At 63.8% G+C, this 25,974-nt stretch carries 22 protein-coding genes; 8 read left to right on the plus strand and 14 right to left on the minus strand.

Features of this window, described 5'->3' with window-relative positions:
- Positions 1 to 149: 149 nt before the first annotated feature.
- From PCJ21_RS00005 to PCJ21_RS00060, 12 genes are all read right to left on the minus strand, one after another.
- Positions 150 to 1,784, minus strand: coding sequence for a GMC family oxidoreductase (locus tag PCJ21_RS00005; protein WP_269929330.1), 1,635 nt, complete (start codon positions 1,782 to 1,784; stop codon positions 150 to 152).
- 11 nt (positions 1,785 to 1,795) lie between these two features.
- Positions 1,796 to 2,572, minus strand: coding sequence for a 3-ketoacyl-ACP reductase (locus tag PCJ21_RS00010; RefSeq protein ID WP_269929331.1), 777 nt, complete (start codon positions 2,570 to 2,572; stop codon positions 1,796 to 1,798).
- Positions 2,569 to 4,074, minus strand: coding sequence for a GMC oxidoreductase (locus PCJ21_RS00015; RefSeq protein ID WP_269929332.1), 1,506 nt, complete (start codon positions 4,072 to 4,074; stop codon positions 2,569 to 2,571). The genes PCJ21_RS00010 and PCJ21_RS00015 overlap by 4 nt, the downstream gene beginning before the upstream one ends.
- Position 4,075: 1 nt before the next feature.
- Complete coding sequence (locus tag PCJ21_RS00020) at positions 4,076 to 5,191, minus strand: ABC transporter ATP-binding protein (protein WP_269929333.1); 1,116 nt, start codon at positions 5,189 to 5,191, stop codon at positions 4,076 to 4,078.
- Between the two features lie 4 nt (positions 5,192 to 5,195).
- Positions 5,196 to 6,077 (minus strand): carbohydrate ABC transporter permease, encoded by an 882-nt coding sequence (locus PCJ21_RS00025; protein ID WP_269929334.1) that lies wholly within the window; start codon positions 6,075 to 6,077, stop codon positions 5,196 to 5,198.
- The gene (locus PCJ21_RS00030) at positions 6,074 to 6,991 is read right to left on the minus strand and encodes a carbohydrate ABC transporter permease (protein WP_269929335.1); all 918 of its coding nucleotides are present in this window, start codon (positions 6,989 to 6,991) and stop codon (positions 6,074 to 6,076) included. Before PCJ21_RS00030 ends, PCJ21_RS00025 begins: the two co-directional genes overlap by 4 nt.
- 155 nt (positions 6,992 to 7,146) lie before the next feature.
- Entirely contained in the window at positions 7,147 to 8,400 is a 1,254-nt protein-coding gene (locus tag PCJ21_RS00035; protein WP_269929336.1) for an ABC transporter substrate-binding protein, read from the minus strand.
- Positions 8,401 to 8,483: 83 nt separating this feature from the next.
- Positions 8,484 to 10,004, minus strand: a complete 1,521-nt coding sequence (locus PCJ21_RS00040) for an aldehyde dehydrogenase family protein (RefSeq protein ID WP_269929337.1) — start codon at positions 10,002 to 10,004, stop codon at positions 8,484 to 8,486.
- Positions 10,004 to 10,783: an enoyl-CoA hydratase/isomerase family protein gene (locus PCJ21_RS00045; RefSeq protein ID WP_269929338.1), complete on the minus strand. Its 780-nt coding sequence runs from the start codon at positions 10,781 to 10,783 to the stop codon at positions 10,004 to 10,006. The genes PCJ21_RS00040 and PCJ21_RS00045 overlap by 1 nt, the downstream gene beginning before the upstream one ends.
- Complete coding sequence (locus PCJ21_RS00050; protein WP_269929339.1) at positions 10,776 to 12,386, minus strand: acyl CoA:acetate/3-ketoacid CoA transferase; 1,611 nt, start codon at positions 12,384 to 12,386, stop codon at positions 10,776 to 10,778. The genes PCJ21_RS00045 and PCJ21_RS00050 overlap by 8 nt, the downstream gene beginning before the upstream one ends.
- 2 nt (positions 12,387 to 12,388) lie before the next feature.
- On the minus strand, positions 12,389 to 13,390 hold the full coding sequence (locus PCJ21_RS00055) for a Gfo/Idh/MocA family protein (RefSeq protein ID WP_269929340.1): 1,002 nt from the start codon (positions 13,388 to 13,390) through the stop codon (positions 12,389 to 12,391).
- Positions 13,387 to 14,424, minus strand: a complete 1,038-nt coding sequence (locus PCJ21_RS00060) for a LacI family DNA-binding transcriptional regulator (protein WP_269929341.1) — start codon at positions 14,422 to 14,424, stop codon at positions 13,387 to 13,389. The genes PCJ21_RS00055 and PCJ21_RS00060 overlap by 4 nt, the downstream gene beginning before the upstream one ends.
- 317 nt (positions 14,425 to 14,741) lie before the next feature.
- Between PCJ21_RS00060 and PCJ21_RS00065 the strand changes: the two genes are divergently transcribed.
- From PCJ21_RS00065 to rimO, 5 genes are all read left to right on the plus strand, one after another.
- Positions 14,742 to 15,908, plus strand: a complete 1,167-nt coding sequence (locus tag PCJ21_RS00065; RefSeq protein ID WP_269929342.1) for a dihydrodipicolinate synthase family protein — start codon at positions 14,742 to 14,744, stop codon at positions 15,906 to 15,908.
- Between the two features lie 196 nt (positions 15,909 to 16,104).
- Complete coding sequence (locus PCJ21_RS00070; protein ID WP_269929801.1) at positions 16,105 to 16,773, plus strand: DUF2161 domain-containing phosphodiesterase; 669 nt, start codon at positions 16,105 to 16,107, stop codon at positions 16,771 to 16,773.
- Positions 16,774 to 16,978: 205 nt separating this feature from the next.
- Entirely contained in the window at positions 16,979 to 17,332 is a 354-nt protein-coding gene (locus PCJ21_RS00075; RefSeq protein WP_269929343.1) for a hypothetical protein, read from the plus strand.
- A 165-nt stretch (positions 17,333 to 17,497) separates the two neighbouring features.
- On the plus strand, positions 17,498 to 18,193 hold the full coding sequence (locus tag PCJ21_RS00080; RefSeq protein WP_269929344.1) for a TerC family protein: 696 nt from the start codon (positions 17,498 to 17,500) through the stop codon (positions 18,191 to 18,193).
- Between the two features lie 197 nt (positions 18,194 to 18,390).
- Complete coding sequence (gene rimO / locus PCJ21_RS00085; RefSeq protein ID WP_269929345.1) at positions 18,391 to 19,707, plus strand: 30S ribosomal protein S12 methylthiotransferase RimO; 1,317 nt, start codon at positions 18,391 to 18,393, stop codon at positions 19,705 to 19,707.
- 72 nt (positions 19,708 to 19,779) lie between these two features.
- Here rimO and PCJ21_RS00090 read toward each other — a convergent pair whose 3' ends face one another.
- The gene (locus PCJ21_RS00090) at positions 19,780 to 20,310 is read right to left on the minus strand and encodes a dihydrofolate reductase family protein (protein WP_269929346.1); all 531 of its coding nucleotides are present in this window, start codon (positions 20,308 to 20,310) and stop codon (positions 19,780 to 19,782) included.
- A gap of 315 nt (positions 20,311 to 20,625) precedes the next feature.
- Here PCJ21_RS00090 and PCJ21_RS00095 point away from each other — a divergent pair, with 315 nt between their 5' ends.
- The 3 genes from PCJ21_RS00095 (at position 20,626) to PCJ21_RS00105 (ending at position 24,719) form a co-directional block, all read left to right on the plus strand.
- Entirely contained in the window at positions 20,626 to 21,876 is a 1,251-nt protein-coding gene (locus PCJ21_RS00095; protein WP_269929347.1) for a multidrug effflux MFS transporter, read from the plus strand.
- 142 nt (positions 21,877 to 22,018) lie between these two features.
- Positions 22,019 to 23,236, plus strand: a complete 1,218-nt coding sequence (locus PCJ21_RS00100) for an ABC transporter substrate-binding protein (RefSeq protein ID WP_269929348.1) — start codon at positions 22,019 to 22,021, stop codon at positions 23,234 to 23,236.
- A 415-nt stretch (positions 23,237 to 23,651) separates the two neighbouring features.
- A complete protein-coding gene (locus PCJ21_RS00105; RefSeq protein WP_269929349.1) occupies positions 23,652 to 24,719 on the plus strand; it encodes a helix-turn-helix transcriptional regulator in 1,068 nt (355 codons plus the stop codon).
- A 157-nt stretch (positions 24,720 to 24,876) separates the two neighbouring features.
- Here PCJ21_RS00105 and PCJ21_RS00110 read toward each other — a convergent pair whose 3' ends face one another.
- A complete protein-coding gene (locus PCJ21_RS00110; RefSeq protein ID WP_269929802.1) occupies positions 24,877 to 25,971 on the minus strand; it encodes an oxidoreductase in 1,095 nt (364 codons plus the stop codon).
- Between the last annotated feature and the right edge of the window lie 3 nt (positions 25,972 to 25,974).

Raw genomic sequence — 25,974 nt, forward strand, 5'->3', positions numbered from 1 at the left:
TCTCGACGCAGCGGCGTGAGGCGGGCATTCTTGTGGATGTTCATTCGGACCCTCCGGAGAGTGCTGTAGCTTGGTAACTCCAGTCTCCTCGGTCCGGTCCGAATGGACAACCTCCTGAAAGCTCACACCTAGCGAACCTCGTCGCGTGCTCATGGCCGCGCGTCGTTGCGCTCGTCGGCGAAGATCGCAGGCGGCAGCGGCTCGCGGTTGCGGATGATGTCGGCGCCCTTTTCGCCCATCATGATCGTCGGGCCGTTGGTGTTGCACGACGGCACGCGCGGCATCACCGAGCTGTCGCAGACGCGCAGGCCCTCGATGCCACGCACCTTGAGTTTGAGGTCGACAACGGCCATGTCGTCGGTGCCCATCTTGCAGGTGCCGACCGGGTGGTGGTCGGTCTTGGCGTTGGCGCAGCCATAATCGAACAACGCCTCTTCCGATACCTTGCCCGGCCCCGGCAGGCGCTCGGCCAGCACGAAGGGCTTGAGTGCCGCCTGCTGCATGATCTCGCGCGCGATCCTGAGACCTTCGATCGACATCTTGCGGTCGTGCGGATCTGCCCAGTAGTTCGGGTCGATCAGCGGGGCCGCCGCCGGGTCGTTCGAGGCAAGGCGCACGGTGCCGCGCGAGCGCGGGTGCAGATAGGCCGAGTTCAGCGTCACGCCCGCATTCTTGAGCCGGGCCACGCCGGCCTCGATGCCCGAGCCGAGCCCGAGATGGAACTGGATGTCGGGCGAGCGCGCGTCGGGGTCGGCATACCAGAACCCGCCTGTCTCAAAGAGGCTCGACGTCACCGGCCCGGTGCGGAACAGCACATATTGCAGCCCGGCCCACAGCGTCCGGTACAGCTTGGTGACATTGTCGTAGGTGTGATCGCCGGTGCATTCGGAAATGACGAACAGGTCGAGGTGATCCTGCATGTTCTCGCCGACGCCCTTGAGGTCGTGGACGACAGGAACGCCAACGCTTTTCAGGTGATCGGCCGGGCCGATGCCTGACTGCAGCAGAAGTTTCGGCGAGCCGATGGCGCCCGAGGCCACCAGCACTTCGCGTTCAGCGCGGATGATCTCGGTGCTGTTGCCGCTGGCGATCTCGACACCGACCACCCTGCCCTTCTCGACCACGATGCGCGTCACCCGCGCGCCCAAACGGACGGTCAGATTGCGCCGGTCCTTGATCGGGCTGAGATAGGCCATCGAGGCCGAAGAGCGGCGTTTGTTGCGCTGGGTCAGCTGATAGAAACCGACGCCGGCCTGCTGCTTGCCGTTGAAGTCGTGGTTGTAGGGAATGCCAAGCTCCTGGCCGGCACGGATATAGGCGTCGCAGATCGGCAGCGCAGCCGACGGCATCGACACGCCCAAGGGCCCGCCATAGCCATGATAGTCATCGGCAAAACGCTGGTTGTCTTCCGAGCGCTTGAAATAGGGCAACACAGAGCGGTAATCCCAGTCGGTGCAGCCGTCCTCGCTCGCCCACAAATCGTAGTCGGCGGCGTTGCCGCGCGTGTAGAGCTGGGCGTTGATGCTGGAGCCGCCGCCGATCACCTTGGCCTGGGTGTAGCGCAAAACGCGGTTCTTCATGTGCTTCTGCGGCACGGTTTCCCAGCCCCAGCTGGCCACCCCCTTGGTCATCTTGGCGAAGCCCGCCGGCATGTGGAACAGCGGGTTCCAGTCGCCGCCACCCGCTTCGAGCAAAAGTACGCGCACGTCCGCGTCTTCGCTCAGCCGATTGGCGAGGACGCAGCCGGCCGGACCGGCACCGGTGATGATGTAGTCGTAGGTCATCCCGAAAACTCTCAGAGACGCGCGACGGACAATGCGCCGTCGGCCTTGATGATGGTGCCCGTAGCGAAACCGAAGCCGCCGCTGGCAAGTGCTGCCGCGATGCGGCCGACATCGTCGGGCTCGCCCCAGCGCTTGACCGGCACAAGCCCGTCGGCGATCAGCCGGTCGTATTTTTCCGAAACCTTGGCCGTCATGTCGGAGCGGATGATCCCGGGCCGGATCTCGAACACGTCGATGCCGGTGCCGGCGAGCCGCAGCGTCAGCCCTTGCGTGAAGGCGGCGAGCCCGGCCTTCGACATGCAGTAGTCGAGCCGTTCGGGCGAGGTCATCTCGGCCGAGATCGAGGTGATGTTGATGATCGATCGCCGCTGGCCTGGATGCGGCATGGCCAGCATGGCGCGCAGCACAGCCTGCGTGAAGAACACCGTGCCGCGCAAATTGACCGCCATGATGGCGTCGTAGTTCTCGGACGAAAGCTCGAGGAAATCGCCTCGCACCCTGGACGCGATGCCGGCATTGTTGACCAGGCAGTCGAGCCGCCCGAAGTGGTCGACGATCGTCGCCACCGTCGCCGCGTGTCCCTCGATCTCGGCAAGGTCGGAGGCGACGAACAGTACCTTTGCGCCATGCTTTTCGAGGCCGGATACGGTCTCCGTCGCAGTCTTGTCCTCTTCCCGGTCGGTGATGGCGAGGTCGAAGCCTGCCACGGCCAATGCCCTTGCCACGGCAAGGCCAATGCCGCGGCGGGCGCCGGTCACCAGCGCCACGGGTTTCGCCTGGGCGCTCATGCCGCCATATCCCTTTGCGCGATATGGTCGGCCACCCGCAGCGCCTGGGCCGCGATGGTCAGCGCCGGATTGACCGCAGCCGATGCCGGCAGGAAGCTCGCGTCGACGACAAACAAATTGGGATGGTCGAAGGCCCGGCAAAAGACGTCGAGCGGCGCCTGCGCAGGGTCGTTGCCCATCCGCACCGTGCCGCATTGGTGCGACGGCGTGCGCTTGTCGAAGGCACGTGACACAACGACCGGAAAGCCTGCGCTGCGCAACACGTGCTTGAGCTTGGCAACCAGCCGTTCATGCGCCTCCCAGTTGCTGCGCACCCATTTCAGCACGATGCGCTCGCCATCGACCATGACGCGGCTTTCCTGCGACGGCAGGTCTTCGCTCATCGCGTAGAAATCGATCGAATGCGCGGTCACCCGGTTCAGCAGCCATTCCGGCACCGCCGGCATCGAACCTTTCAGGATCGTTCCCGAGATGCGACCGAGCAGTTGCACATTGCCCAGCGGTGGCCCGCCCTCTCCATCGCTGAGATAGAAATCGTTGAAACCAAAAGTCTTCTGGTAGACCGAATCGTTGCGGAACCATGGGCTTATGGCAATCACCGCCGTCGAGTTGTGGTTCATGAAGTTGCGGCCGACCTGGTCGGAGCGATTGGCCAACCCGGTCGGATTGGCATCATTGGCCGAGCGCAGCAGAAGCACCGCCGACTGCACCGCGCCCGCCGACAGGATCACCAGCTTCGGCCTCAGCACCACGGCCTCGCCGTTGCGGAGATAGTGAACCGCGACGATCCGGCCGGCCGGGCCGCTCTCCAGCCGGGTCACCCGCGAGCCGGTCTGCAGCTTGACGTTGTCGTGCTTGAGTGCAGCAGCCAGCGCCGCCGTCTCGGCGTCCATCTTGCCGTCGAAGCTGTTGGGGTGCGCGTCCCACGGCGTCTTGCCCTTGGCGAGCCAGCGCTCGATGTCGACCCCCAGCGGCAGCGAGAAGGGATGCACCCCCTTGGCCTTGAGACGCGCCCGCACCTTCGAAATCGCCGGCTCGTCGGCAACCGGCCTCAAGCCATAAGGCTTCGAATGCACCGGTTCGGTCGGGTCTTCGTCGAGCGCGCCACGCACCTGGTAGAGCTCTTCGGCGAGGCCGTACCACGGCTCCAGTTCCTCATAGGCAAACGGCCATGCCGGCGACACGCCGTCGAGATGCTGCATCTCGGCGAAATCCTCGCGGCGATAGCGCGTCAGCACGGCGCCGTAGAACTTCGAATTGCCGCCGACATTGTAGTAATTACCGGGGATGAAGCCGGTGCCATCGGCTTCGTACCAGGTTTCGTCGGGACGGAAGTGGCCGCGCTGGAAGATGGCGCGTTGATCACGGTTTTCCGGCCGGTCCTCGATGTGACCGCCGGTCTCCAGGATCAGGATTTCGGCACCGGTTGCAGCGAGGCCGGCAGCGACGGTCGCGCCGCCGACACCCGAGCCGATGATGACGATATCAGGCTGTCCGGACATGTCAGGCGATGCGCAGCTGGCTCTTGGGGTCGAAGAACACCGCCTTGTCAAGATTGAAGGCGAGCTTGGTCTTCTGGCCGGCATGGATGGCCGCATCGGCACGCAGCCGCGCCACCACCTCCTTGCCACCGAGCTTGGTGACCGCGAAGGTGTCGGAGCCCGCAGGCTCGACCACCTCGATCAGGCATTCGCCTTCGGCGATCGACTTGGCGTTGCGGTCGGCGCCGTCAGGGTCGGTCAGCGCCTCGGGGCGGACGCCGAAGATGATGTCCTTGCCCGAATAGGCGCCAAGCGCCCCGTTGGCCAGCTTGATCGGCAGCGCCAGCGGCTGGTCGCCGGGCCGGTCGAGCACGACGCTGAGCCCGCCTGCCCCGCCTTCGAGGCGGCAGTTGAGCAGGTTCATCGCCGGCGAGCCCATGAAGTCGGCAACGAACATGTTGGCCGGGCTGTTGTAGATTTCAGCCGGCGTGCCGAACTGCTGCAGCACCCCATCCTTCAGCACGGCGATCTTGGTCGCCAGCGTCATCGCCTCGATCTGGTCGTGGGTAACGTAGACGATCGTCGTCTTCATGCGCTGGTGCAGGCGCTTGATTTCGGTGCGCATGTCGACGCGCAGCTTGGCGTCGAGGTTTGACAGCGGCTCGTCGAACAGGAACACCTGCGGATTGCGCACCAGAGCCCGCCCCATGGCGACACGCTGGCGCTGGCCGCCGGAGAGCTGGCTCGGCTTGCGGTCGAGCAGGTGCCCGATCTGCAGGATATCGGCCACCTGCTTGATCGCCTTGTCGCGTTCGTCCTTGGGCACGCCGCGGATTTCCATGCCAAACGCGATGTTCCCGGCAACCGTCATGTTCGGATAGAGCGCGTAGGACTGGAACACCATAGCGATGTCGCGCTTGGACGGGTGCAGCCCGGCCACGGAATTGCCATTGATGGCGATGTCGCCCGAGGTGATCGGCTCGAGCCCGGCGATTGTGTTGAGCAGCGTCGACTTACCGCAGCCCGACGGGCCGACGAGCACCAGGAAACCACCCTTGTCGATCTCGATGTTGATGTCCTTGAGGATCTCTACCTGGCCGTAGTTCTTGTAGAGATTGCTGATCTTGAGAAACGACATGGGCTTACCCCTTGACCGCGCCGGCCATCAGGCCGCGCACGAAGTAGCGTCCGGAGACGATGTAGACGATGAGGGTGGGAAGCGCGGCCAGGATCGCACCGGCGAAATGGACGTTGTATTCCTTCACACCGGTCGACGAGTTCACCAAATTGTTCAGCGCCACGGTGAGCGGGATGGAGTTGAAGCCTGAAAAGGACGAGCCGAACAGGAAGTCGTTCCAGATGTTGGTGAACTGCCAGATGACGGTGACGACGATGATCGGTCCCGACGACGGCAACAGGATGCGCCGGAATATCTGGAAGAAGCCGGCGCCGTCGATTTGTGCCGCACGGATCAGCTCGGTCGGGAATGCTTCATAGTAGTTGCGGAAGAACAGCGTGGTGAAGCCGAGGCCGTAGATAGCGTGGATCAGCACCAGCCCGGTGATGGTGCCGGCAAGGCCGGTCAGGCCGAGGATGCGGGCCGACGGGATCAGCACGATCTGGAACGGTATGAAGCAGGCCAGCAGCATCAGGCCGAAGACGATGTTGTCACCCTTGAAGCGCCATTTGGTCAGCACATAGCCGTTGAGCGCGCCGAGGATGGTCGACAGCGCCACCGCCGGCACGACCATCATCACCGAGTTCAGGAAATAGGGCTTCAGCCCGGTCGGCGAAACACCGATCTGCGCCGTCGACCAGGCCGAAAGCCAAGGCGCGATGGTCCATTGCTGCGGCAGCGCCAGCATGTTGCCCTGGCGGATCTCGTCCAGCGGCTTCAGCGAGTTCACCACCATGACGTAGAGCGGCAGCAGGTAATAGACTGCAAACAGGATGAGCACGGCATAGATGAGCGCGCGGGCGAAAATGCCGTTGCGGGTTGCGACGTCCTGGGAAGCGGCGCTCATTTCTTCTTCCCCCCGAGCTCGGAGTACAGATAGGGCACGATGATCGCGAAGATCATCATCATCATGATGATCGCAGACGCGGCACCCATGCCCATTTCGTTGCGGCCGAAGGTGAATTTCTGCATGAACAAAGCTGGCGTCCAGGTCGCGGTGCCGGGGCCGCCGTCGGTCATCGCCACGACAAGGTCGTAGGACTTGATGGCGAGGTGGGCGAGCACCACGAAGGCGGAGAGGAACACCGGCCGCATCAGCGGAATGATGATCCGGCGATAGATGGTCAGGGTCGAGGCGCCGTCGATCTGGGCCGCCTTGATGATCTCGTTGTCGACGCCGCGCAGGCCGGCGAGGAACATCGCCATGACGAAGCCCGACGACTGCCAGACCGCGGCAATGACGATGGTGTAGATCGCCATCTGGCCTTCCTTGATCCAGCGGAACGAGAAGCTCTCCCAGCCCCACGACTGCATCACGTGCTCAAGGCCGATGCCGGGATCGAGAAACCATTTCCAGGCGACGCCGGTGACGATGAAGGACAGCGCCATCGGGTAGAGGTAGATCGGGCGCAGCACGCCCTCGCCGCGGATTTTCTGGTCGAGGAAGATCGCCAGCGCCAGCCCGATGAAGCTGCATATGACGATGTACAGCACCGAAAAGATCGCGAGGTTCTTCAGCGCCGTGATCCAGTTGGGATGGTTGAACAGCCTGACATAGTTGTTCAGGCCGACCCAGGTCGAGAAATCGGGCAAAAGCTTCGAACCGGAGAACGACAGGAAGGCCGTGAAGACGATGAAGCCGTAGACGAAGATCAGGATCAACGCGAAGCTCGGCGCCAACACGATCTTCGGCAGCAGGTCCTGCAGCGTCGCGCGCGGGTTCGTTACCGCGCGAGGTGCGGTCGTGGTGAGTTCGGCCATGCGTCGATCTCCAATCATTCCCTGGTGGTGCCGCCCCTCATCCCCTGCCGGACCCCGTGAAAGAAGGGCAGAAGGAGAAAGCTCCGGCATTGACGCCCCCCTCTCCCCGTTTTTCACGGGGAGAGGGTAAGGGTGAGGGGCAGTTTAGCGACGTATCAGCCTTTTGCTGCGGCAACCGCTTCGGCCAGCGCCTTGGCGGCGGCCTTGGAGTCGAGCTCTCCGTTGAAGTGGCGTGTCACGACGTCATAGAGCGCGTTCTTCACCGCGGCCGGTGCGGCATAGCCATGGGCCATCGAGCCGAACAGCTTGCCGCCGGAGCTGGCTTCCGCCAGGTCCTTGATGCCCTTCTTGCCGCAATCGTCGAAGGCGGTGTCAGGCACGTCGGTCCGCGCCGGCACCGAGCCCTTGACCACGTTGAACGACGACTGGAAGGCCGGATCCTCGATGTCGGCGGCCATCTGCAGCTGCGCCTTCTTCTTGTCGTCGCCGACCTTGAACATCATGAACATGTCCGAGTTGAAGGTCACCGCGCCCTGCGTGCCGGGGAAGCGGATGCAGACGAAGTCGGTGCCCGGCTTCTGGCCCGCCTTGAGGAATTCGCCCTTGGCCCAGTCACCCATCATCTGCATGCCGGCCTTGCCTTCGATGACCATTGCCGAAGCAAGGTTCCAGTCGCGGCCGGAGAAGTCCTTGTCGACATAGCTCTTGAGCTTGGCCATGCGGTCGAAGGCTTCGACCATCTTGTCACCGCCAAGTGCCGCCGGATCGAGATCGATCATCGACTGCTTGTAGAAGTCAGTGCCAAGCGACAGCACGACGGAGTCGAAGATCGTCGCATCCTGCCAGGCCTGGCCGCCATGGCCGAGCGGGGTGATGCCGTTGGCCTGCATCTTGTCGAGCACGGCGACCAGCTCGTCCCAGCTCTCCGGCGCCTTGCCGCCAGCGGCGTCGAGCGCTTTCTTGGAGATCCAGACCCAGTTGGTCGAGTGCACGTTCACAGGAGCGGCGATCCACTTGCCGTCATGCTTGGCGAAGTTCTGCAGCGCTGCCGGAACGACCTTGTCCCAGCCTTCCTTGTCGGCCACTTCGCCGAGATCGCCGACGACGCCCTGGTTGGCCCAGTCGGTGATGTCGAAGCCTAGCGCCTGCACGGCGGTGGGCGGATCGCCTGCGGTGACGCGGGCGCGCAGCGCGGTCATCGCCGCTTCGCCGCCGCCGCCGGCGACCGGCATGTCCTTCCAGGTCACGCCCTGGGCTTCCAGGTTCTTCTTCAGCACGTCGAGCGCGGCTGCCTCGCCGCCTGACGTCCACCAGTGCAGCACTTCGACACTTTCCTCGGCATGCGCCATCGGCATCGGCGCGGCCAACAGTGCCGCCACAGCTGCCGTACTCATCAAAAACTTACGCATTCCAGTTCCTCCCGGGTTGCAAGTTCCTCACGCATCATTGCGTGACATAAGTTCCCCTTGGCCCCGCCTCGGGGAATTTCTCCTCAGGTCCGCGCCTCCTTCGGCATCCAGTGTCCGGTGCGCGGTCCGATATGCATGTTGAGCGTCTTGGTCTCGGTGTAGTCCTCGACCGCATGGCGGCCGAGTTCGCGGCCGATGCCCGACTGGCGGTAGCCGCCGAAGGGCAGTTCCGACGCACCGTCCATGAAGGTGTTTATCCAGATGGTGCCCGCGCGCACACGGCGACCGACAGTCAGGCAGGTGTCGAAATCGCGGCTCCACACGCCGGCCGACAGGCCATAGTCGATCGAATTGGCGATGCGGATCGCCTCGTCAGTGGTCTCGAAGGCAAGCACCGAAAGCACCGGTCCGAACACCTCCTCTTTCGCCACCGCCATGTCGGGGGCGACCGACGACAGGATCGTCGGCTCCATGAACTGGCCAAGGCCGAGATCGGCGGCAGACCCGCCGATGGCGACGTCAGCGCCATTGTCGCTCGCACCTTTCACGTAACTAACGATCTTCGCAAGATGCTGCGGCGTGATGATAGCACCAACCTGCGTTTCGGGGTCGAGCGGATCGCCGACCTTGACCTTGGCCGACAGTGCCGCGACGCGGCTGGTCACCTCGTCCAAAATGTCGCGATGGACGATCAGGCGCGAGCCGGCGTTGCAGCATTCGCCGGCGTTGAAGTAGGCGCCGAACACCGCCGCATCGATGAAGTCGTCGAGATTGGCGTCGGGGAAGACGACCTGCGGGTTCTTGCCTCCAAGCTCCAGCGACACCTTCTTCAGCGTCTGCGCGGCATTCGCCATGGTCAGCCGCCCGATGCCGGTCGATCCGGTGAACGACACCATGTCGATATCTGGGTGGCTGGTCAGCGGGGCGCCTGCTTCCGGGCCGGTGCCGACGATGATGTTGACCACGCCGTCAGGCACGCCGGCGGCTTGCAGAATCTCGCCCAGCACCAGCGTCGAGCCGGATGTCAGCTCCGACGGCTTGACGACGGCCGTGCAGCCGGCGGCCAGCGCGAAGGGCAGCTTCTGGCTGACGATCAGGAACGGGAAGTTCCACGGCGTGATGATCGACACCACGCCGATCGCCTCGCGCAGCACGACGCCCAGCGTGCCGTCGCCCAGCGTGTTGTAGCTCTCGCCATGCAGGTCGCGCGCAAGGGCCGCCGCATAGCGCCAGATGTCGGCGGCGCCACCGAGTTCGCCCTTGGCCTGCGAGATCGGCTTGCCTGACTCGATGCAGTCGAGGAACGCCAGTTCGTCGGCACGCTCGTCGATGATGTCGGCAGCCCTGAGCAGGATGCGCGAGCGCTCGGCGCCGGTCATGCGCGGCCAGTGGCCGTCGTCGAAAGCTTTCCGCGCGGACGCGATGGCACGGTTCGCGTCGACTGCCGTCGCAGCCTCGTAGCGGCTAACAACGGTGCCGTGGCCGGGGCTGGAACGCTCAATGGCCTTGCCTTCGGCGCCTGATGTCCACTTGCCGTCGATCAGCATCTTGAACTCGCGGACCTTGAAGCCGTCGAGCGGCTTGGGGCGCATCAGGACCGTCATCACCATTCTCCTGCAAATTTGGCGGCGCGTTTCTCGCTGAAGGCCGCGAGGCCCTCCTTGAGGTCGCCGGTCTTGGCCACGAGAATCGAGCCCAGCGCCTCGACGGCGGTGCCATTGTCTTCGCCGTTCGCTGCGGCGATCATCAGTTTTGCGACCTCGACTGCCGCCGGGCCGCGTGCCGCGATACGCACCGCATAGTCGCGCGCGGCAGCCACCGCTTCACCGGTCTCGACCACATGGTCTACCAGCCCGAGCACTGCCGCCTCGTCGGCGAAAAAAACCTCGCCGCCCAGCGCCATGCGCCGCACCACCTGCGCGCCCGCACGGCGCACCAGCCGCTGCGTGCCGGACCAGCCCGGCACCATGCCGAGCCCGGTTTCCGGCAGGCCGATCTTCACGTGGCGCTCGGCGATGCGGATGTCGGCGGCAATCGCCAACTCCAGCCCGCCGCCCAGCGCATGACCGTTAACGGCAGCGACCAGCGGCACGCGGAGCGTCGCCAGCCGCTCGAACACGCGGTGGCCGAAACGCACCCAGGCATGACCGAATTCGCTGGGCGTCATGCCACCCCAGGCCTTGATGTCGCCGCCGGACGAGAACGCCTTGCCCTCGCCGGTGAGGATGGCGACGCGGATGTCACCATTCGCCTCGACCTCGTCACAAGCCGCCGCCAGTGCCTTCAGCATGTCGATGTCAAAGGCGTTGAGCTTGTCCGGCCGGGCGGCCGTGATGACCGCGACAGGACCGTCGAACTCGACCTTGATGCGCTGATCAGCCATGGACAGCCTCCAGCCTGCGCTCCGCCTTGCGCGGGAGCTTGAGGCCAACAGGCGCATCGGCGAACAGGGCGGCATCCATCTGCTTGAGCTTGTCGGAAACGATCAGCGGAAACTCGGACTGGTCGAGGATATGCGCCTGCAACTCGACCCCAGGCGCGATCTCGGTCAGCACGATGCCTTGAGGCGTCAGCTTCATTGTGCAGCGTTCGGTGACGTAGGTGATGTCCTGGCCCTGCTCGACGCCGCGACGGCCCGAGAAGGTGACGTGCTCGACCTCGTTGACCAGCTTCTTGAGCTTGCCTTCCTTCTCCACCACCAGCTTGCCGGCCTCGATGCCGAGTTTGGCGCCGGCGTTGAACATGCCCGAGAAAACTATCTTCCTGGCCCGCGCCGTGATGTCGACGAAGCCGCCCGCACCCGCCGTCACATGCGGCCGGAAGCTGAGCTTGGAAACGTTGACCGAGCCGCTCCTGTCGATCTCGAGGAACGACAGCAGCGAGGCGTCGAAGCCCGCGCCCTGGAAATAGGTGAACTGGTAAGGCGACGGCATGAAGGCGTCGGCGTTAGAGGCGCAACCGAAGGCGAAGTCGAGCAGTGGCACGCCGCCGACAGCCCCTTGCTCGATCACCCAGGTGACCTCGCCATGCAGCCCCTCTTCGAGCAGGATGCGCGGCACGTTGGCCGAGATGCCGAAGCCGAGATTGACCGCGCTGTCCGCTTCCAGCTCCTGCGCCACGCGGCGCGCGATAACCTTCTGGATGTTGAACTCGGGCACGCGAAAACTGTCGAGCGGGCGCATGATCTCGCCCGAAATCGCCGGATCGTAGAGCGTCTGCGTCGTCTGCTTCTGCTCGGGGTCGACGACGATGTAGTCGACCAGCATGCCGGGCACGCGCACATCATGCGGGCGCAGCGATCCATCCTTGGTGATGCGCTTGACCTGGGCGATGACGATGCCGCCATTGTTGCGGGCGGCCAGCGCCTGGTCGAGCCCGCCGAGATAGGCGCCCTCATGCTCATAGGTCAGGTTGCCGCGCTCGTCCGCCGTCGTCGCCCGGATGATCGCGACTTGCGGCTTGATCGCGGGGAAGAACAGCCAGTCCTCGCCCTCGAAGCTGACCTTCCTGACCAGTGGCTCCGCTGCGGCGCGCGCATTCATGGCGCAGCCCTGGCGCTCCGGATCGACGAAGGTGTCGAGCCCGACCTTGGTCAGCACGCCCGGCCGCTTGGCGGCGGCTTCGCGGTGCATGTCAAACATGATGCCCGACGGCACATTGTAGGCCGCCACCTCCTCGTTGCCGATCATCTGCCAGATCAGCGGCGGTTCGGCGCTCGACGGCCCCGACGGATAGGAGCCGCCGATGATCTTGTTCAGCAAACCCTTCTTGGCGATGTGGTCGACGCCCTTGATGCCGCTCATGTCGCCGGCAGCGATCGGATGCAGCGTCGTCAGTCCGCGCGGATGCCCTGTCGCCTCGAAGCGCTCGCCGATCGCCTTCAGCATCAGGTCGGGACAGCCGAGCCCGCTCGACGACGACACCGAAACAACGGCACCATCGGGAATGAGCGCTGCAGCCTGATCAGGGGTAATGTGCTTGCCCATGGTCAGAGTCCCGCCTCGATGGCGACCGCCTTGCCGGTCACAGCCGACTCGACCACCGCAAGCCCTGTCGCCAGCGACCACACGCCGTCCTCGCCCGTCGCCGAGGGCTTGCCCTTGCCAGCGACTGCGTCATGGAACGCCTGGAGTCCCGCTTCGTAGAGATTGCTTTGGTCGAGCTTGAGCTCGTGTTCGCCCTCGGCATTGCGCAGCACCACCGATCCGACAGGCTTCTGCGTCATCACATTGCGTGCGATCAGCGAGCCCTCGGTGCCATGCACCTCGAAGCCGGTCTCGGCGAACTTGGTCGTGAATGCGTCATGGAACTGGGCGATCACGCCTGACTTGAAGCGCAGCACTCCCATCACGGCGTCCTCCAGCCCCGCCTGCCCCATGCCACCCGTCTGGCTGAAGGCGATTGCCTCGACCGGATCGTCGTTGAGCACAAAGCGCAGCGTGTCGGCGTCATGCACCGTGATGTCGAGGATCACCCCTCCGCCGGCCTGCGGCTTGTCGAGCCGCCAGCCCTGCAGGTGCGGCGGCAGGTAGACGGCGTGGAACACCCGTGCCGCCAGCGGCTTGCCGATGCGGCCGGCAGCGATCGCATCGCGCATCGCCCTGTGGCTCGCCGCATTGCGCAGGTGATGGTTCGTTGCCAGGACGACTCCGGCATCCTTAGCCGCCCGTACCATTGCCAACGCGTCATCAAGCGTCAGCGCCAGCGGCTTTTCGCACAGCACATGCTTGCCAGCCTTTGCCGCAGCAATCGCCTGCTCGACATGCAGTTCGTTGGTGGTCGAGATGTAGACGGCATCGATCTCAGGATCGCCGGTGACGTCCTCAAGCGAGGTCACCGATTTCGCGATGCCATTCGCCTGGGCATAGTCCCGGCCGCGCTCGGCATTGGTACTCATCACCGACACCACCACGCCGCCGGTCCCCCGGATGGCGCCGATGACCCATTCCCTGGCGATGGTGCTCGCTCCGATCAAACCCCAGCGCGTCATGCCATGAACTCCTTGACCCGTTGCGGCGCGCCGCAGCTCTCGCGCACCACCAGCCGCACCGTAGCCACCAGCGCCTCGGCGTCGAAATCGCCGGCATTGATCTGCTTCAGCAGCAGCTGTGCCGCCCGCCGGCCCATGCCCTGCGGGTCGACCGAAACGGTGGTCAGCGCAGGCACCGCCGTCTTTGCCTCGATCACGTCGTCGAAACCGATGATGCCGAAGTCGACGCCCGGCTCGATGCGGGCGCTGCGCAGCCCGTCGCAGGCGCCGAAAGCCACGGCATCGTTGAAGCAAAGCGCCGCCGTCGGTCGGTCGGCCATCGACAGCAGCCGCTCAACGGCCGCCACGCCGCCGGCGCGCGAGGGCGCAGAGCTGATCACCAGTTCATCCGATGCATCGAACCCGGCTTCCAGCAGCGCGTCGCGAAAACCGCGCCTGCGCTCGTCAAAGACAGCAGTGTCATTGAAGCCGCCGAGGAAGGCGATGCGCCGATGCCCGAGTTCGATCAGGTGCCGCACTGCAGCCGCAGCACCGGCATGCCCGTCCGAAACGACGGAAGAAACCTTGAGCCCCGGCACGTTGCGGGCAACCAGCACCACGGGGATGCCGCTGTCGACAAGCGGCCGGAGGTCAGCGGCGGTCGTGCCGCGCGCCGGCGACAGGATCAGCCCGGCCATGCCGTGCTCGCGCATCGAGGCGATCACCTCGCCCTGGCGGTCGGCATTCTCGGAGGTGTTGGCCATGAACTGGATGTAGCCGGCCGACTGCACCACCATGTCCATGCCGACGGCCAGCTCGGCAAAGAAGCTGTTGGTCAGGTCGTTGACGACAATGCCGACGATCTTCGATTTCGACTGCCGGAGATTGGCAGCACCGCGGTTGTAGACATAGCCGAGTTCGCGAATGACCGCACCCACCCTGGCCCGCGTCGCCTCGTTCACCAGCGAACTGCCCTGCAGCACCAGCGACACGGTCGACTTCGACACGCCGGCGGCGCGCGCAACATCGACAACTGTCACTTTCGGCTGCTTCAAAACGATCCTCCCGGGGAAGCGTCCATGTCCCCCTTTTCGGAGTCCAATAATTGGAACGTTCCAAACTGTCAAGCAAGGAAGAAGCTGAACGCTTCCGATTTCACATGGGGTGCACGAGGAGTGCACGGTCGCCAGAATACCTAAATTGTACACAATTCGACATTTCAAACGATTTACGACACCTCGCAATACCTGAGCGCTTCGACACCATGCGTCACCGGCAAGTCCAGCGGTGCCGTCGCGTGACGGCACAAAATTCCAACTTGAAGTTTGGAACGATCTAAATTACGAGATGCAGCCGATCAGGGGAGGAACCCATGGCCAGGGCAGTGAAGCTTCCGCGGGCGGACCGCACCGTCGAGACCTACGCCCTTGTAGGCGCGCCCACCGAGCGGCCTGAAGCCGCCCCCGTTTTCAACCGCATCGCCTATGCGGCTGCGCATGTCGTCTCCGATCCGTGGGTCGACGCCACGCCCTGGAACTCCCCGGCGATCGACTGGGATGCCACCTTGGCTTTCCGCCATCATCTGTGGTCGCTCGGCTTCCGGATCGCCGAGGCGATGGACACCTCGCAGCGCAGCATGGGGCTCGACTGGACCGGCGCGCAGGAGCTGATCCGCCGTTCGCTCGGCGAAGCGCGCACGGTTCCGGGCGCCGACCTCGCCTGCGGCGCTGGCACCGATCAATTGTCCAAACAGGATGCCAAATCGCTCGACGACGTGATTGCGGCCTACGAGGAACAGCTCGGCTTCATCGAAAAGCATGGCGGCCGCGCCATCATGATGGCCAGCCGGGCGCTGGCCCATGTCGCCAAATCCCCCGACGATTACCTGGAGGTCTATGGCCGCATCCTCGGCCAGGCCAAGGACAAGGTGGTGCTGCATTGGCTGGGCGACATGTTCGATGCCGAGCTCAGCGGCTATTGGGGCGGCGAGCGCTTCGAGGATACGCTGGAGACGGTTCTGTCGATCATCGCCGATCACCGGGACAAGGTCGAAGGCATCAAGATCTCGCTGCTCGACCAGGCCTGTGAGATCGAGCTGCGCCGCCGCCTGCCCGAAGGCGTCATCTGCTTCACCGGCGACGATTTCAACTACGCCGCCCTGATCGGGGGCGACGGCACGCATCATAGCCATGCCCTACTCGGCATCTTCGACGCGGTAGCGCCACAGGCATCCAAAGCACTGGCTGCCTTGGCCAAAGGCGACCTCGCCACCTTCCGCGGCACCATCGAGCCGACGGTGCCGCTGTCGCGAAAGATCTTCGAGGCGCCAACGCAGTACTACAAGGCTGGCGTCGTCTTTCTCGCCTGGCTCAACGGCCACCAGCGTCACTTCACCATGCCTGCAGGCATGCAGTCGGCGCGCGGTGCCGTCCACTATGCGGATGTCTTCCGCCTGGCTGATCAGGCCAATGTGCTCGACAGGCCGGACCTCGCTGCCGAGCGGATGGCGGCGCTCATGAAGCTTTGCGGCATCGAATGATCCGGGCTGTTGCTGTTCGTACGAGCGGCGCTTGACGGTTGCAGCGGCAGGAGCGCGAACCGTGGCTCCTGTGGACTCCACCATCTTCCCAAGGTGCTGCCATGTCATGCATATCCTTGGCAAGGCTGTGTTGGCGGCGATTCTTGTACGCGAGCCCTCCCCCTGCACACGGCACTTCCGAAAGGAGGAATGGAAATTGCTTGAGACCTCGCTCTACGCTCCAGTCAAGCTCTACCTGGAAAGCCTTGGCTTCGAGGTGAAGGGCGAGATCGGCGGCTGCGACCTCGTGGCCTTGAGCAGCGGCTCACCTCCGATTGCAGTAATCTGCGAGCTCAAGCTGCAGTTCAATCTTGAACTCGTATTGCAGGGCATCGACAGAGCAGCTGCGGCCGACGAAATATGGCTCGCCGCGCGCATGTCCCCGCGCGGAAAAGGTCGGGAGGGCGACAAGCGGTTTAGAAACCTGTGCCGGCGTCTTGGCTTTGGCATGCTCGGCGTATTCGACGACGGCCGTGTCGAGCTTTTGGTCTCGCCAGTGGCGCCAGCACCGCGGCGTGACCCGAAACGCCGCTCCAGGCTGGTCGACGAACATCGCCGCCGTCAAGGCGATCCTGTAGCCGGCGGTAGCACGCGGTCGCCGATCATGACCGCATACCGTCAGGACGCCCTGAGATGCGCGGTCGCATTGGCTGACGGTCCGAAGCGCCCACGTGACCTGGTTCCGTTGGTCACTCGCGCCCCAAAGATACTGCTCGACAACGTCTACGGCTGGTTCGCGCGGGTTGAGCGTGGTGTCTACGATCTCACTGTGGCGGGGCGCGAGGCATTGCAGCGCTGGCCGCAGGAAGCGTCAAGATTTCCTTAGATGTGGGCTTCGACTGGCGATGCGGGCGGGCAACTTGCATGCGGGGGCCGGCAATGGGCCGCCACCTCGCGGATATCCACCTGGGCACGACCAATCGCGGGTGCCCCCGCCAGCCAGGCCTCAGCTTGCCACCTCACTGTTGCCATCTCAACTGATTGAAAATGACCACTTTATCGGGACCTCCGGGCGAGATATAGGATTTGACATGTATTCCGGTTCCAGATTGGCCCTTGCGCTCCCTGTCTGTCTTTCGCTGCTGTCCGTCAGTGGATGCAGCCGATCGTCCGATGGAACTGTGATCATTCCCAAGCCGCTCGACTCTCGCCGCTTCTGGCAGGACGATGAAGCCAAACGCGCTGCCGTCGAACGTGCCCAGTCTGCTAACTATCCCCAAACCAGCCAGGAAATCCGCTTCGTCGACCCGCAGGCGGGATCCGGATCGGCGCGGCGGAGCTCGCGTCCCCGCATGGCCGGCCAGCCTCAGTCGGGAAATGTGTCGCCGCTCGCTTGCCGCAACCAGACCGGTTCCAACGGCCGGGTGAGATACGTCTGCGACTGAACCGGTCGACGGCAAAAGAGCGCATTCGGACTGTTCTCGTCAGCTTCGCGTCAGCATTTCCAATGTTTCATTCAAATTTGGACAAACGCTGCGCTAGTCGGTTGACGCGCCGCCCACGCTCGTTATAGCCCGTTTCCGACGCCGGTTCGGAGAAGGTCACGTCATATGGAAATTTTCACCGCCGCAGGCTTTACGGCCCTGTTGCAAGTCATCGCGATCGACCTTGTGCTGGCAGGCGACAATGCAATCGTCATCGGTCTGGCAGCGGCCGGCCTCCCGGCTGACCAGCGCAAGAAGGCGATCCTCGTCGGCATCATGGCGGCGACTGTTCTGCGTATCGGCTTCGCGCTGATTACCCAGTGGCTGCTGGCAATCGGCCCGATGCTTCTCATCGCCGGCGGTCTGCTGCTGCTCTGGGTGTGCTGGAAAATGTGGCGCGAGCTCAGCGTCAGCCATGAACAGGAACATGAGGCCACCGAGGCGCTGTCCGACGCGGACTACGACAAGGACGGCAAGATCGCCGGAAAGGGCCCGCGCAAGACCTTCGCCCAGGCAGCCTGGCAGATCGTCATCGCCGACGTTTCGATGTCGCTGGACAACGTGCTCGCGGTTGCCGGCGCGGCGATGGACCATCCGACCGTCCTGATCATCGGTCTGGCGTTGTCGATCGCGCTGATGGGCTTTGCCGCTTCCTTCGTCGCCCGCCTGCTCCACAAGTACCGCTGGATCGCCTATATCGGACTGATCATCATCCTCTATGTCGCGGTGAAGATGCTGCTCGACGGCGCCGTGCAGCAGTTCCCAGACCAGTTCGGCTTCCTTTCGCCCTGGTTCGGCGCGCATTCCGGCGGCGGCCACTAGGCTGCGGATTTTGGCAAGGGCCGGGTACTCCCCGGCCCTATTCATTTCGGAGCGGATCGCCGGCGGTTTGCTTGACAGCGGAACTGTGCTATTGCGCCGCCCGAATTAAGCTCTTTTCAGAGCCGACAGATCGAGAAAATTCGAGTCTTCCGGGCCGGCCTTCAGGGGTTGCGGCCCGCATCCATTGGAAACCGCCCATGACCGCAGCCCCCCGCGTTAGCTTCGTCAGCCTCGGATGCCCGAAAGCGCTGGTCGATTCCGAACGCATCATCACCAGCCTGCGCTCGGAAGGCTACGAAATCGCGCGCAAGCATGACGGCGCCGATCTGGTCGTGGTCAACACCTGCGGCTTTCTCGATTCCGCGCGCGATGAATCGCTGAATGCCATCGGCACGGCGCTCAAGGAAAACGGCAAGGTCATCGTCACCGGCTGCATGGGCGCCACGCCCGAGCTGATCCGCGAGAAGCACCCCAACGTCTTCGCCATCACCGGCCCGCAGGCCTATGAAAGCGTCATGGCGGCTGTGCATGAGGCTGCGCCTCCGGCGCACGACCCGTTCACCGACCTGGTGCCGCCGCAGGGCGTCAAGCTCACCCCGCGCCACTACGCCTATCTCAAGATTTCGGAAGGCTGCAACAACCGCTGCACCTTCTGCATCATCCCCGACCTGCGCGGCGATCTGGTGTCCCGTCCGGCCGGCGATGTGTTGCGCGAAGCCGAGAAGCTCGCCAATGCAGGCGTCAAGGAACTGCTGGTCATCTCGCAGGACACCAGCGCCTATGGCATCGACATCAAGTATGCCACGAGCGTCTGGAAGGAGCGTGAGGTCCGCGCCAAGTTCCTCGACCTGTCGCGCGAACTCGGCGAGCTCGGCATCTGGGTGCGCATGCACTATGTCTACCCCTACCCGCATGTCGCCGACGTCATCCCCCTGATGGCCGAAGGCAAGATCCTTCCCTATCTCGACATCCCCTTCCAGCACGCCTCGCCGCAGGTGCTGAAGAACATGCGCCGCCCGGCCCATGGCGAAAAGGCGCTCGAGCGCATCCGCGGCTGGCGCGACGTCTGCCCGGATCTCGCCATCCGCTCGACCTTCATCGTCGGCTTCCCCGGCGAGACGGAAGAAGATTTCGAGATGCTGCTCGACTGGATCGACGAGGCCAAGATCGATCGCGCCGGGTGCTTCAAGTATGAGCCGGTCAAGGGCGCGCGCTCCAATGACCTCGGCCTGGAGCAGGTGCCGGAAGAGATCAAGGAAGCCCGCTGGCATCGTTTCATGCAGCGCCAGCAGAAGATTTCCGCAGCCGCGCAGGCTAAGAAGGTTGGCAAGCGCCTGCCGGTGATCATCGACGAGGCGAACGGTACGACCGCCAAGGGCCGCACCAAGTACGATGCGCCGGAGATCGACGGTTCGGTGCATATCCAGTCGCGTCGCCCGCTGCGGCTCGGCGACATCGTCACCGTCAAGATCGAGCGTGCAGACGCTTACGACCTCTACGGCTCGGCCGTCTGATCGCCTGGACGGCATCCTCCAGATCCCGCCGCATTGACCGCTGCCGCCCGCGCCAGGCTGCGAGGCGCGCGATCAAGCCGGAACGTACGTCAACCTGATCACGTCCTCGTCAACTTGATCGGTGCAAACAAGATGGAGCGGTGGTCGCGGGCCAGCGAAAAACGGCTTGCCGCGACCGAGCACGATCGGGAGCAGGTACAGTCGATACTCATCGACAAGGCCAAGGTCCGTAAGGCTTCGCGCCAGGTCCGGCCCGGAAACTGCAATGTCCCCGATGAGCCGGGCCTTCAGGTCACGTATCACCGCCTCGACGCCATCCCCGACAAGCGTGGCGTTGGGGCCGACTGACTTCAACGAGCGCGACACGACCCATTTCGGCTGGCGCCGCCAGGCCGTCGCGAACTCGCGTTGCTCCGCACTCCACTCAGGATGCTCTTCGTCCCAATAGCGCATGATCTCGTACATGCGGCGACCGTACACGCTGCCTGCAAGATCGCGCACGTGCTCTATCCAGTGACGAAAGAGCAACGGGCCAGGCGCAAATTCCTGGTGGTCGACATACCCATCCAGGGACTGGTTCATTCCAAAGACGAGCTTCGCCATCCTGCAAGATCTCCGCCGCGGTTATTCAGAATAGCTCGAGGTGATATTATGCAAAAGCGAGGTCGGGCATAAATTGCGCGCCGATCTGTCGGAATGACGAACATCAGAACCGCTAGCCGGCCTCGTGCGACATTCGAACCTCTGCTTCCGGGCAGGGTCTGAATGCGCCGCCACTGCCAGGACGGAGGTTTCTGCTCGGCTACCAGGCGCGCACTAGTCCGTATGACGGATGACGTTTCGCAGCCCTGGTTGGAAGTAAAGACAGGCACTCTGCCCTTTTGGCGCCTGCCGTCCATTCCGCGGAGGCAAGCGTCAATGAACCACAATCCCCTTGGCACACCGTCAGCCGCGCTGATGAGCGAAAGGCGGGTGACAATCGTCGGCGCTGTCCTTGCCGGCATCGGCCCGGCGTCGCTGTCGCTGTTCACCCCGGCCATGCCCGAGATTGTCCGCGCTTTCGGCACGTCGGAGGACGCGGTCAAGATGACACTCGGGCTCTATTTCGCCGGGTTCGCGCTGGCCCAGCTCGTCTGCGGGCCTCTGTCGGACGGATACGGGCGCAAGCCCGTGACCATGGCATTCCTCTGGCTGTATCTGGCCGGCAGCCTGGGCGCCTTGCTTGCGCCGTCGATCGAAATCCTGATCCTGTCGCGTCTGCTGCAAGGCGCAGGCGCAGCCGTCGGTCTTTCGCTGTCGCGCGCCATCGTGCGCGATCTCTTCGCTCATGAGCAGTCGGCGCGTATCCTCAACCTCATTACCCTCATCCTGGCGCTTGCCCCCGCGCTGGCGCCGACCGTCGGCGGCGTGGTCATGGAACTTGCCGGATGGCACGCGATATTTTCGATCATGTTCCTCATGGGGGTGGCTGCCCTTCTCACCGTCAGGATCGCATTGGTCGAGACGGTGGAGCCCAACCCGGCCAGCGTGCGACCGATGGCCGTGCTCGCCACGTATCGCAAGCTGGTTGGCGACGGTTACTTCCTGGGGTCGAGCCTCGTCATCGCCGGGACGCTCGGCGCCTACTACACCCAGGCGACGGTGCTGCCCTTCGTGCTGATGGACCGTATCGGGCTTACGGCGGGTCAATTCGGGTTGGCCATGCTGTTCCAGTCCGCCAGCTTCATCAGCGGGTCGCTGGCGATGCGCTGGCTCATCCCGCGCTATGGCGCATACCGCATGGTGCCCGTCGGTCTCTTCTTCACCAGCCTTGGAGCAATTGCCATGGCGGTGCTGCTTGGCTTCTACGAGCCGACATTCGTCACCGTCATGGCGCCCTTAGCCCTGTTTGTGTTCGGCAACTCCTTCGTCATGCCGGCCATGTCCGCGGCAACTGTCGCTTCGTACCCGGAGAATGCTGGCGCGGCTTCGTCGCTCAGCGGTTTCCTGCAGATGGGCAGTGGCCTGGTGGGCGCACTGCTGGCCGGCTTGATCGGCGATGCCGTCAGAGGCATCTCGGTGGTGGTGCCGCTGATGGGGCTGCTCGCCGTATTGTCATGGCTTGTCTGGCGCAAGATACCTGAGCCGGTCACGGCGAGAACCGTGCTAACCCGCAAGACCTCGCGCTGACCAGCCTGTACATGCGTGTCCGCCCATTAGGCGGTTCTCATGCAAATTGTTGCCTTGCGCGGGGCGTTATCGTCCAAGCGGACGATGCCGGAAAAAAATGTCCGTGACTGGCTGGCGGTCGAAGTAAGCGGAGGAGATACGCATGAACTTCCAATGGAATAGTTCCATTACACGTCGCCTGGCCATCGGAATGGTTTCGGTAGCTGCCCTGGCCATTTCGGCCGGCGCGTCGCAGGCTGATGAGACCATCAAGCTTGGCGGCATCATGTCGCTGACAGGTGGTGGCGCATCGATCGGCAAGACCGCCGAGGTGGGCTGGAAACTGGCTGTCGAAGACATCAATGCCGCCGGCGGTATCCTCGGCAAGAAGGTCGAGCTGGTGCTCGGCGACACCATGACCGACCCGACCCACGCGGTCAGCGAAGTGCGCCGCCTGATCGAAAACGAAAAGGTCCAGGCGCTGGTAGGCCCAGCCACCAGCCAGGAAACCATTCCGGTCGTTCCCGTCGCCACCGAAAAGGGCATTGCCCAGGTTTCGTCGGCTGCTTCCACCCAGCTGACCCCGGAAGCAGGTCCGCTCCACTTCTCGGGCTCGGTGACCGGCCTCAACCAGATGAAGCCGAATATCGACTACGCGCTCGACAAGCTCAAGCTCACCAAGCTCGCGCTGATTTCCGACAATGGCGGCATGTCCAAGGCAGCCGTCGCCGAGATCGTGGAATACCTCAAGTCGCGCGGCATCGAGCCGACCGCGGTGCAGGAATTCGCCTTCCGCACCGAAGACATGACCCCGCAGCTGTTCCAGATGCGCAGCTCGGGCGCCGAAGCCATCCTGCTGATCAATTCGATCGGCGATGATTCGCGCAAGCTGCTCGAAAACCGTGCAGACATTGGTTGGGAAGTGCCGGTTCTGGCCAGCCAGACGATGACCAACTACGCAGTCGGCAATGCCGGCGTCGTTGGCGAGGAAGCGTTCAAGGACGTCTACTCGGTGCAATTCGTCGGCATGACCTATTGCCCGAGCGACGCGGTCGGCGAATCGCCGTTCGCCAAGTTCGTCAAGCGCGCCAAGGAACAGGTCGCCGACGTGGACCGTATGGGTGGCGCGCCGGCGCTGATCCCCTACTACATCCAGCCGATCGTTTTGGCTGCCGCCATCAATGGCGCGGGCAAGAGCGATGGCGCGGCTGTCGCAGCCTGGCTGCAGGAAAACGCCTCCAAGGTCGAAATGTTGATCGGGCCGATCCAGGCAAGCGCCACCAGCCACTTCTTGCCGGCGCCGGAGTCGATCAAGGTCGTCAAGAACGCCTACAAGCTGCGTGAAGACGGTCTGGTGGAGCGCGCCGACTGCGGCGCATAAGCCAGATCCCACACTGCCGAACGAAACGGGCCGGGTCGCAAGACCCGGCCCGTTTCGTTTGCAGGTGCCCAAAACTTATCCACTGTTGACAGGGTGTCAAAAATTCCACGACTGTCATTTCAGATTTGACGACCTGTCAATTTAGTGACATAACTGTCGACGTTAATCATTTCGCATTCGGGAGGAAGCGCGATGACGAGTTCGAGCACCGTCTGTCTCACTGCTGCGTCATCTTTCGTCCGGCACCACGTCCGACGAGGTTTCCTGCCCCCATCCTGATACGCTGACGCCTAGGCCGGCCCCCCGGCCTTCGCCAAAAGTCCAACGCATTTCATCCCATGACGCTCCGACCGGGCACCATGGGGCTGGGTCCGTACGCCTGACAGGCTGTGCGGCGGATATTGGGAGCACGACCTTGACCTTTCACGCCAGATCGATCGTTGAATTCGGCCATTTCCTGAACCGCGTGTCAGACAGCCTGCTCAACGGCAAGCCGCTCAGGAATTCGCTGGAACTTATCCGCGAGCAATTCGACGGCTACGCCGCGGTCCTCGTCATCGAAGATCGCCAGCGCACCGGCGAGACCTACTATGTGTTCACCGAGATCGACGAGAACATGGCCGACGCGTCCGGCGCGGCCCTGCCCCGTTCCGCGCAGTTGACCTATCTCACCGAACGCTGCCAGCCGATGTCCGCTTCCTTGCTGACGGCGGACGAATCCGCCCGCTATACGCTGTGGGTCTTCCGCGATCGCGCCGCGGGCAAGTTCGACGATGACGCCGCATCGGTGTGTGAAATCCTGGTCTCGCAGCTGGCGAGAGGCGTGGAAACCTCATGGCGCATGGGCGCTACCGAGGTCGAGCGCACGCTTTATTCCGACGTCATGGACAAGCTCTATGTCGGCGTCGTCATCCTCGACCATTCCGGCAAGATCGTACGCGCCTCCGATGCCGCCGCTCGCTTGCTCGAAGCACGCGATGGCCTGCAGATCCAGGGCAACCGCCTGCGCGCCACCTCCGCCAAGGAGGATCGCGACTTCCAGGCGGCAGTCAAGTCGGCAATGCAGCAAGCCGACAGCAACGACGCGCCGCTCTCGCGCGGCCTGTCGCTGACCAAGCAGTCCGGCTCGCGCAATCTCGGCGTCATCGTGCGCCCCATCCACGCCGCCAAGGACAATGCCGCAGCAGCCAATTCCGCCGTCGCCGTCTACATTCGCGACCCGGAGACCAATCCGGAAGTTGAAGGCGAACTGGTGCGCCAGCTTTTCGACTTGACCCCGGCCGAAGCCGCCGTTGCCCGCCGCCTGACCGCCGGCCTGTCGCTGGAAGATGCCGCAACCTCGCTTGACATCAGCCGCAACACGGCGCGTGCCCATCTTCGCTCGATCTTCTCGAAGAGCGGCATCACTCGCCAGACCGAGCTCGTTCGCCTTGTGCTGAACAGCGCCGTCATCCTGGGCCAGGGACCGCGTCAGGCCGCATAGGCAACGCGCGTCCGGTCACCAATCACGCATACGACCCTACTGAAAGCGCCGGCGGACAATGTCCCCGGCGCTTCTTTTTTTGCTTCTGAATTGAGGGTGGCGCTGGCCCTGATTGCCCGGACATGGCGTCGCGCCGGCTGGGCGCGACGCCAAACCGTCAAAACAGCGACTTCAGCTGTTCCTTGCTGTAGCCAACGCCTTCACTGGCGCGGCCCTGCTTGATTTTCAGCGCCCAGGCGGGGTCGGCGAGCAGTGCCCGGCCAACCGCCAGGATGTCGAACTCGTCGCGCGACAGCGGCTTTTCGATGACGTCGAGCGGCGCGATTTCGGCTGCGTTGAGACCAGGGCGATCCAGGCCTACGCCGCCAACCGCGATGACAGGCAATCCGGTCAGTTTCTTCGTCCAGCCGGCCAGTGTCATGTCGCCTTCCGCGGCAAACCCCGGCTCCCACACGCGCCGCGTCGAGCAATGCAGCATGCTGATGCCGGCATCAGCCAGGGGCTCGAGCACTTCGGCCAGTTCCGCCGGTGTATCGCCCAGCGCCACCTTGTAGTCCTGTTGCTTCCACTGCGAATAGCGGAACGAGATCGGGAATTCCGAACCGACGCGGGCGCGCATCGCTTCGATCACCTCGACGGCGAACCGCGTGCGCTGGCGACGGTCGCCACCATAGCGGTCGGTGCGACGGTTGGTCGTCGCCCAGAAGAATTCGTCGATCAGATAGCCGTGCGCGCCATGGATTTCGACACCGTCGAAGCCGAGCTTCTGTGCCGCTTCGGCGGCCGCCGCATAAGCCTCGATGACCTCTTCGATTTCCTTTTCGGTCATCGCCTTGGTCGGCTCGGGGTGTCCCGTGAAGGCATTCAGGTTTTCCGATGGGCCAACGCCCGGAACGCCCGGCTGCGGCGCCATCGCCGAGTTGCGGAAGCTGCCGGTGTGCCACAACTGCGGCATGATCTTGCCGCCGGCGGCGTGGACGGCCGCGCGCACCTTTGCCCATCCCGCCAATGCCGCTTCGCCATAGAAGTTGGGAACCCCTTCATAGCTTGGCGCTGTCGGATGGCCGATATAGGTGGCTTCGGTGATGATCAGGCCGACATGGTTGAGCGCACGACGCGAATAGTAGGCCGAGACCTTTTCGTGCGGCACGCCATCGGCGCAGAAATAGCGCGACATCGGCGCCATGGCGATGCGGTTGGCAAGCTCGAGCTGGCCGACCTTGATCGGCCGGAATAGCTTGTCGGCGATCATGTT

Source organism: Aminobacter sp. HY435 (assembly GCF_027568395.1).
Taxonomy (GTDB): Bacteria; Pseudomonadota; Alphaproteobacteria; order Rhizobiales; family Rhizobiaceae; genus Aminobacter.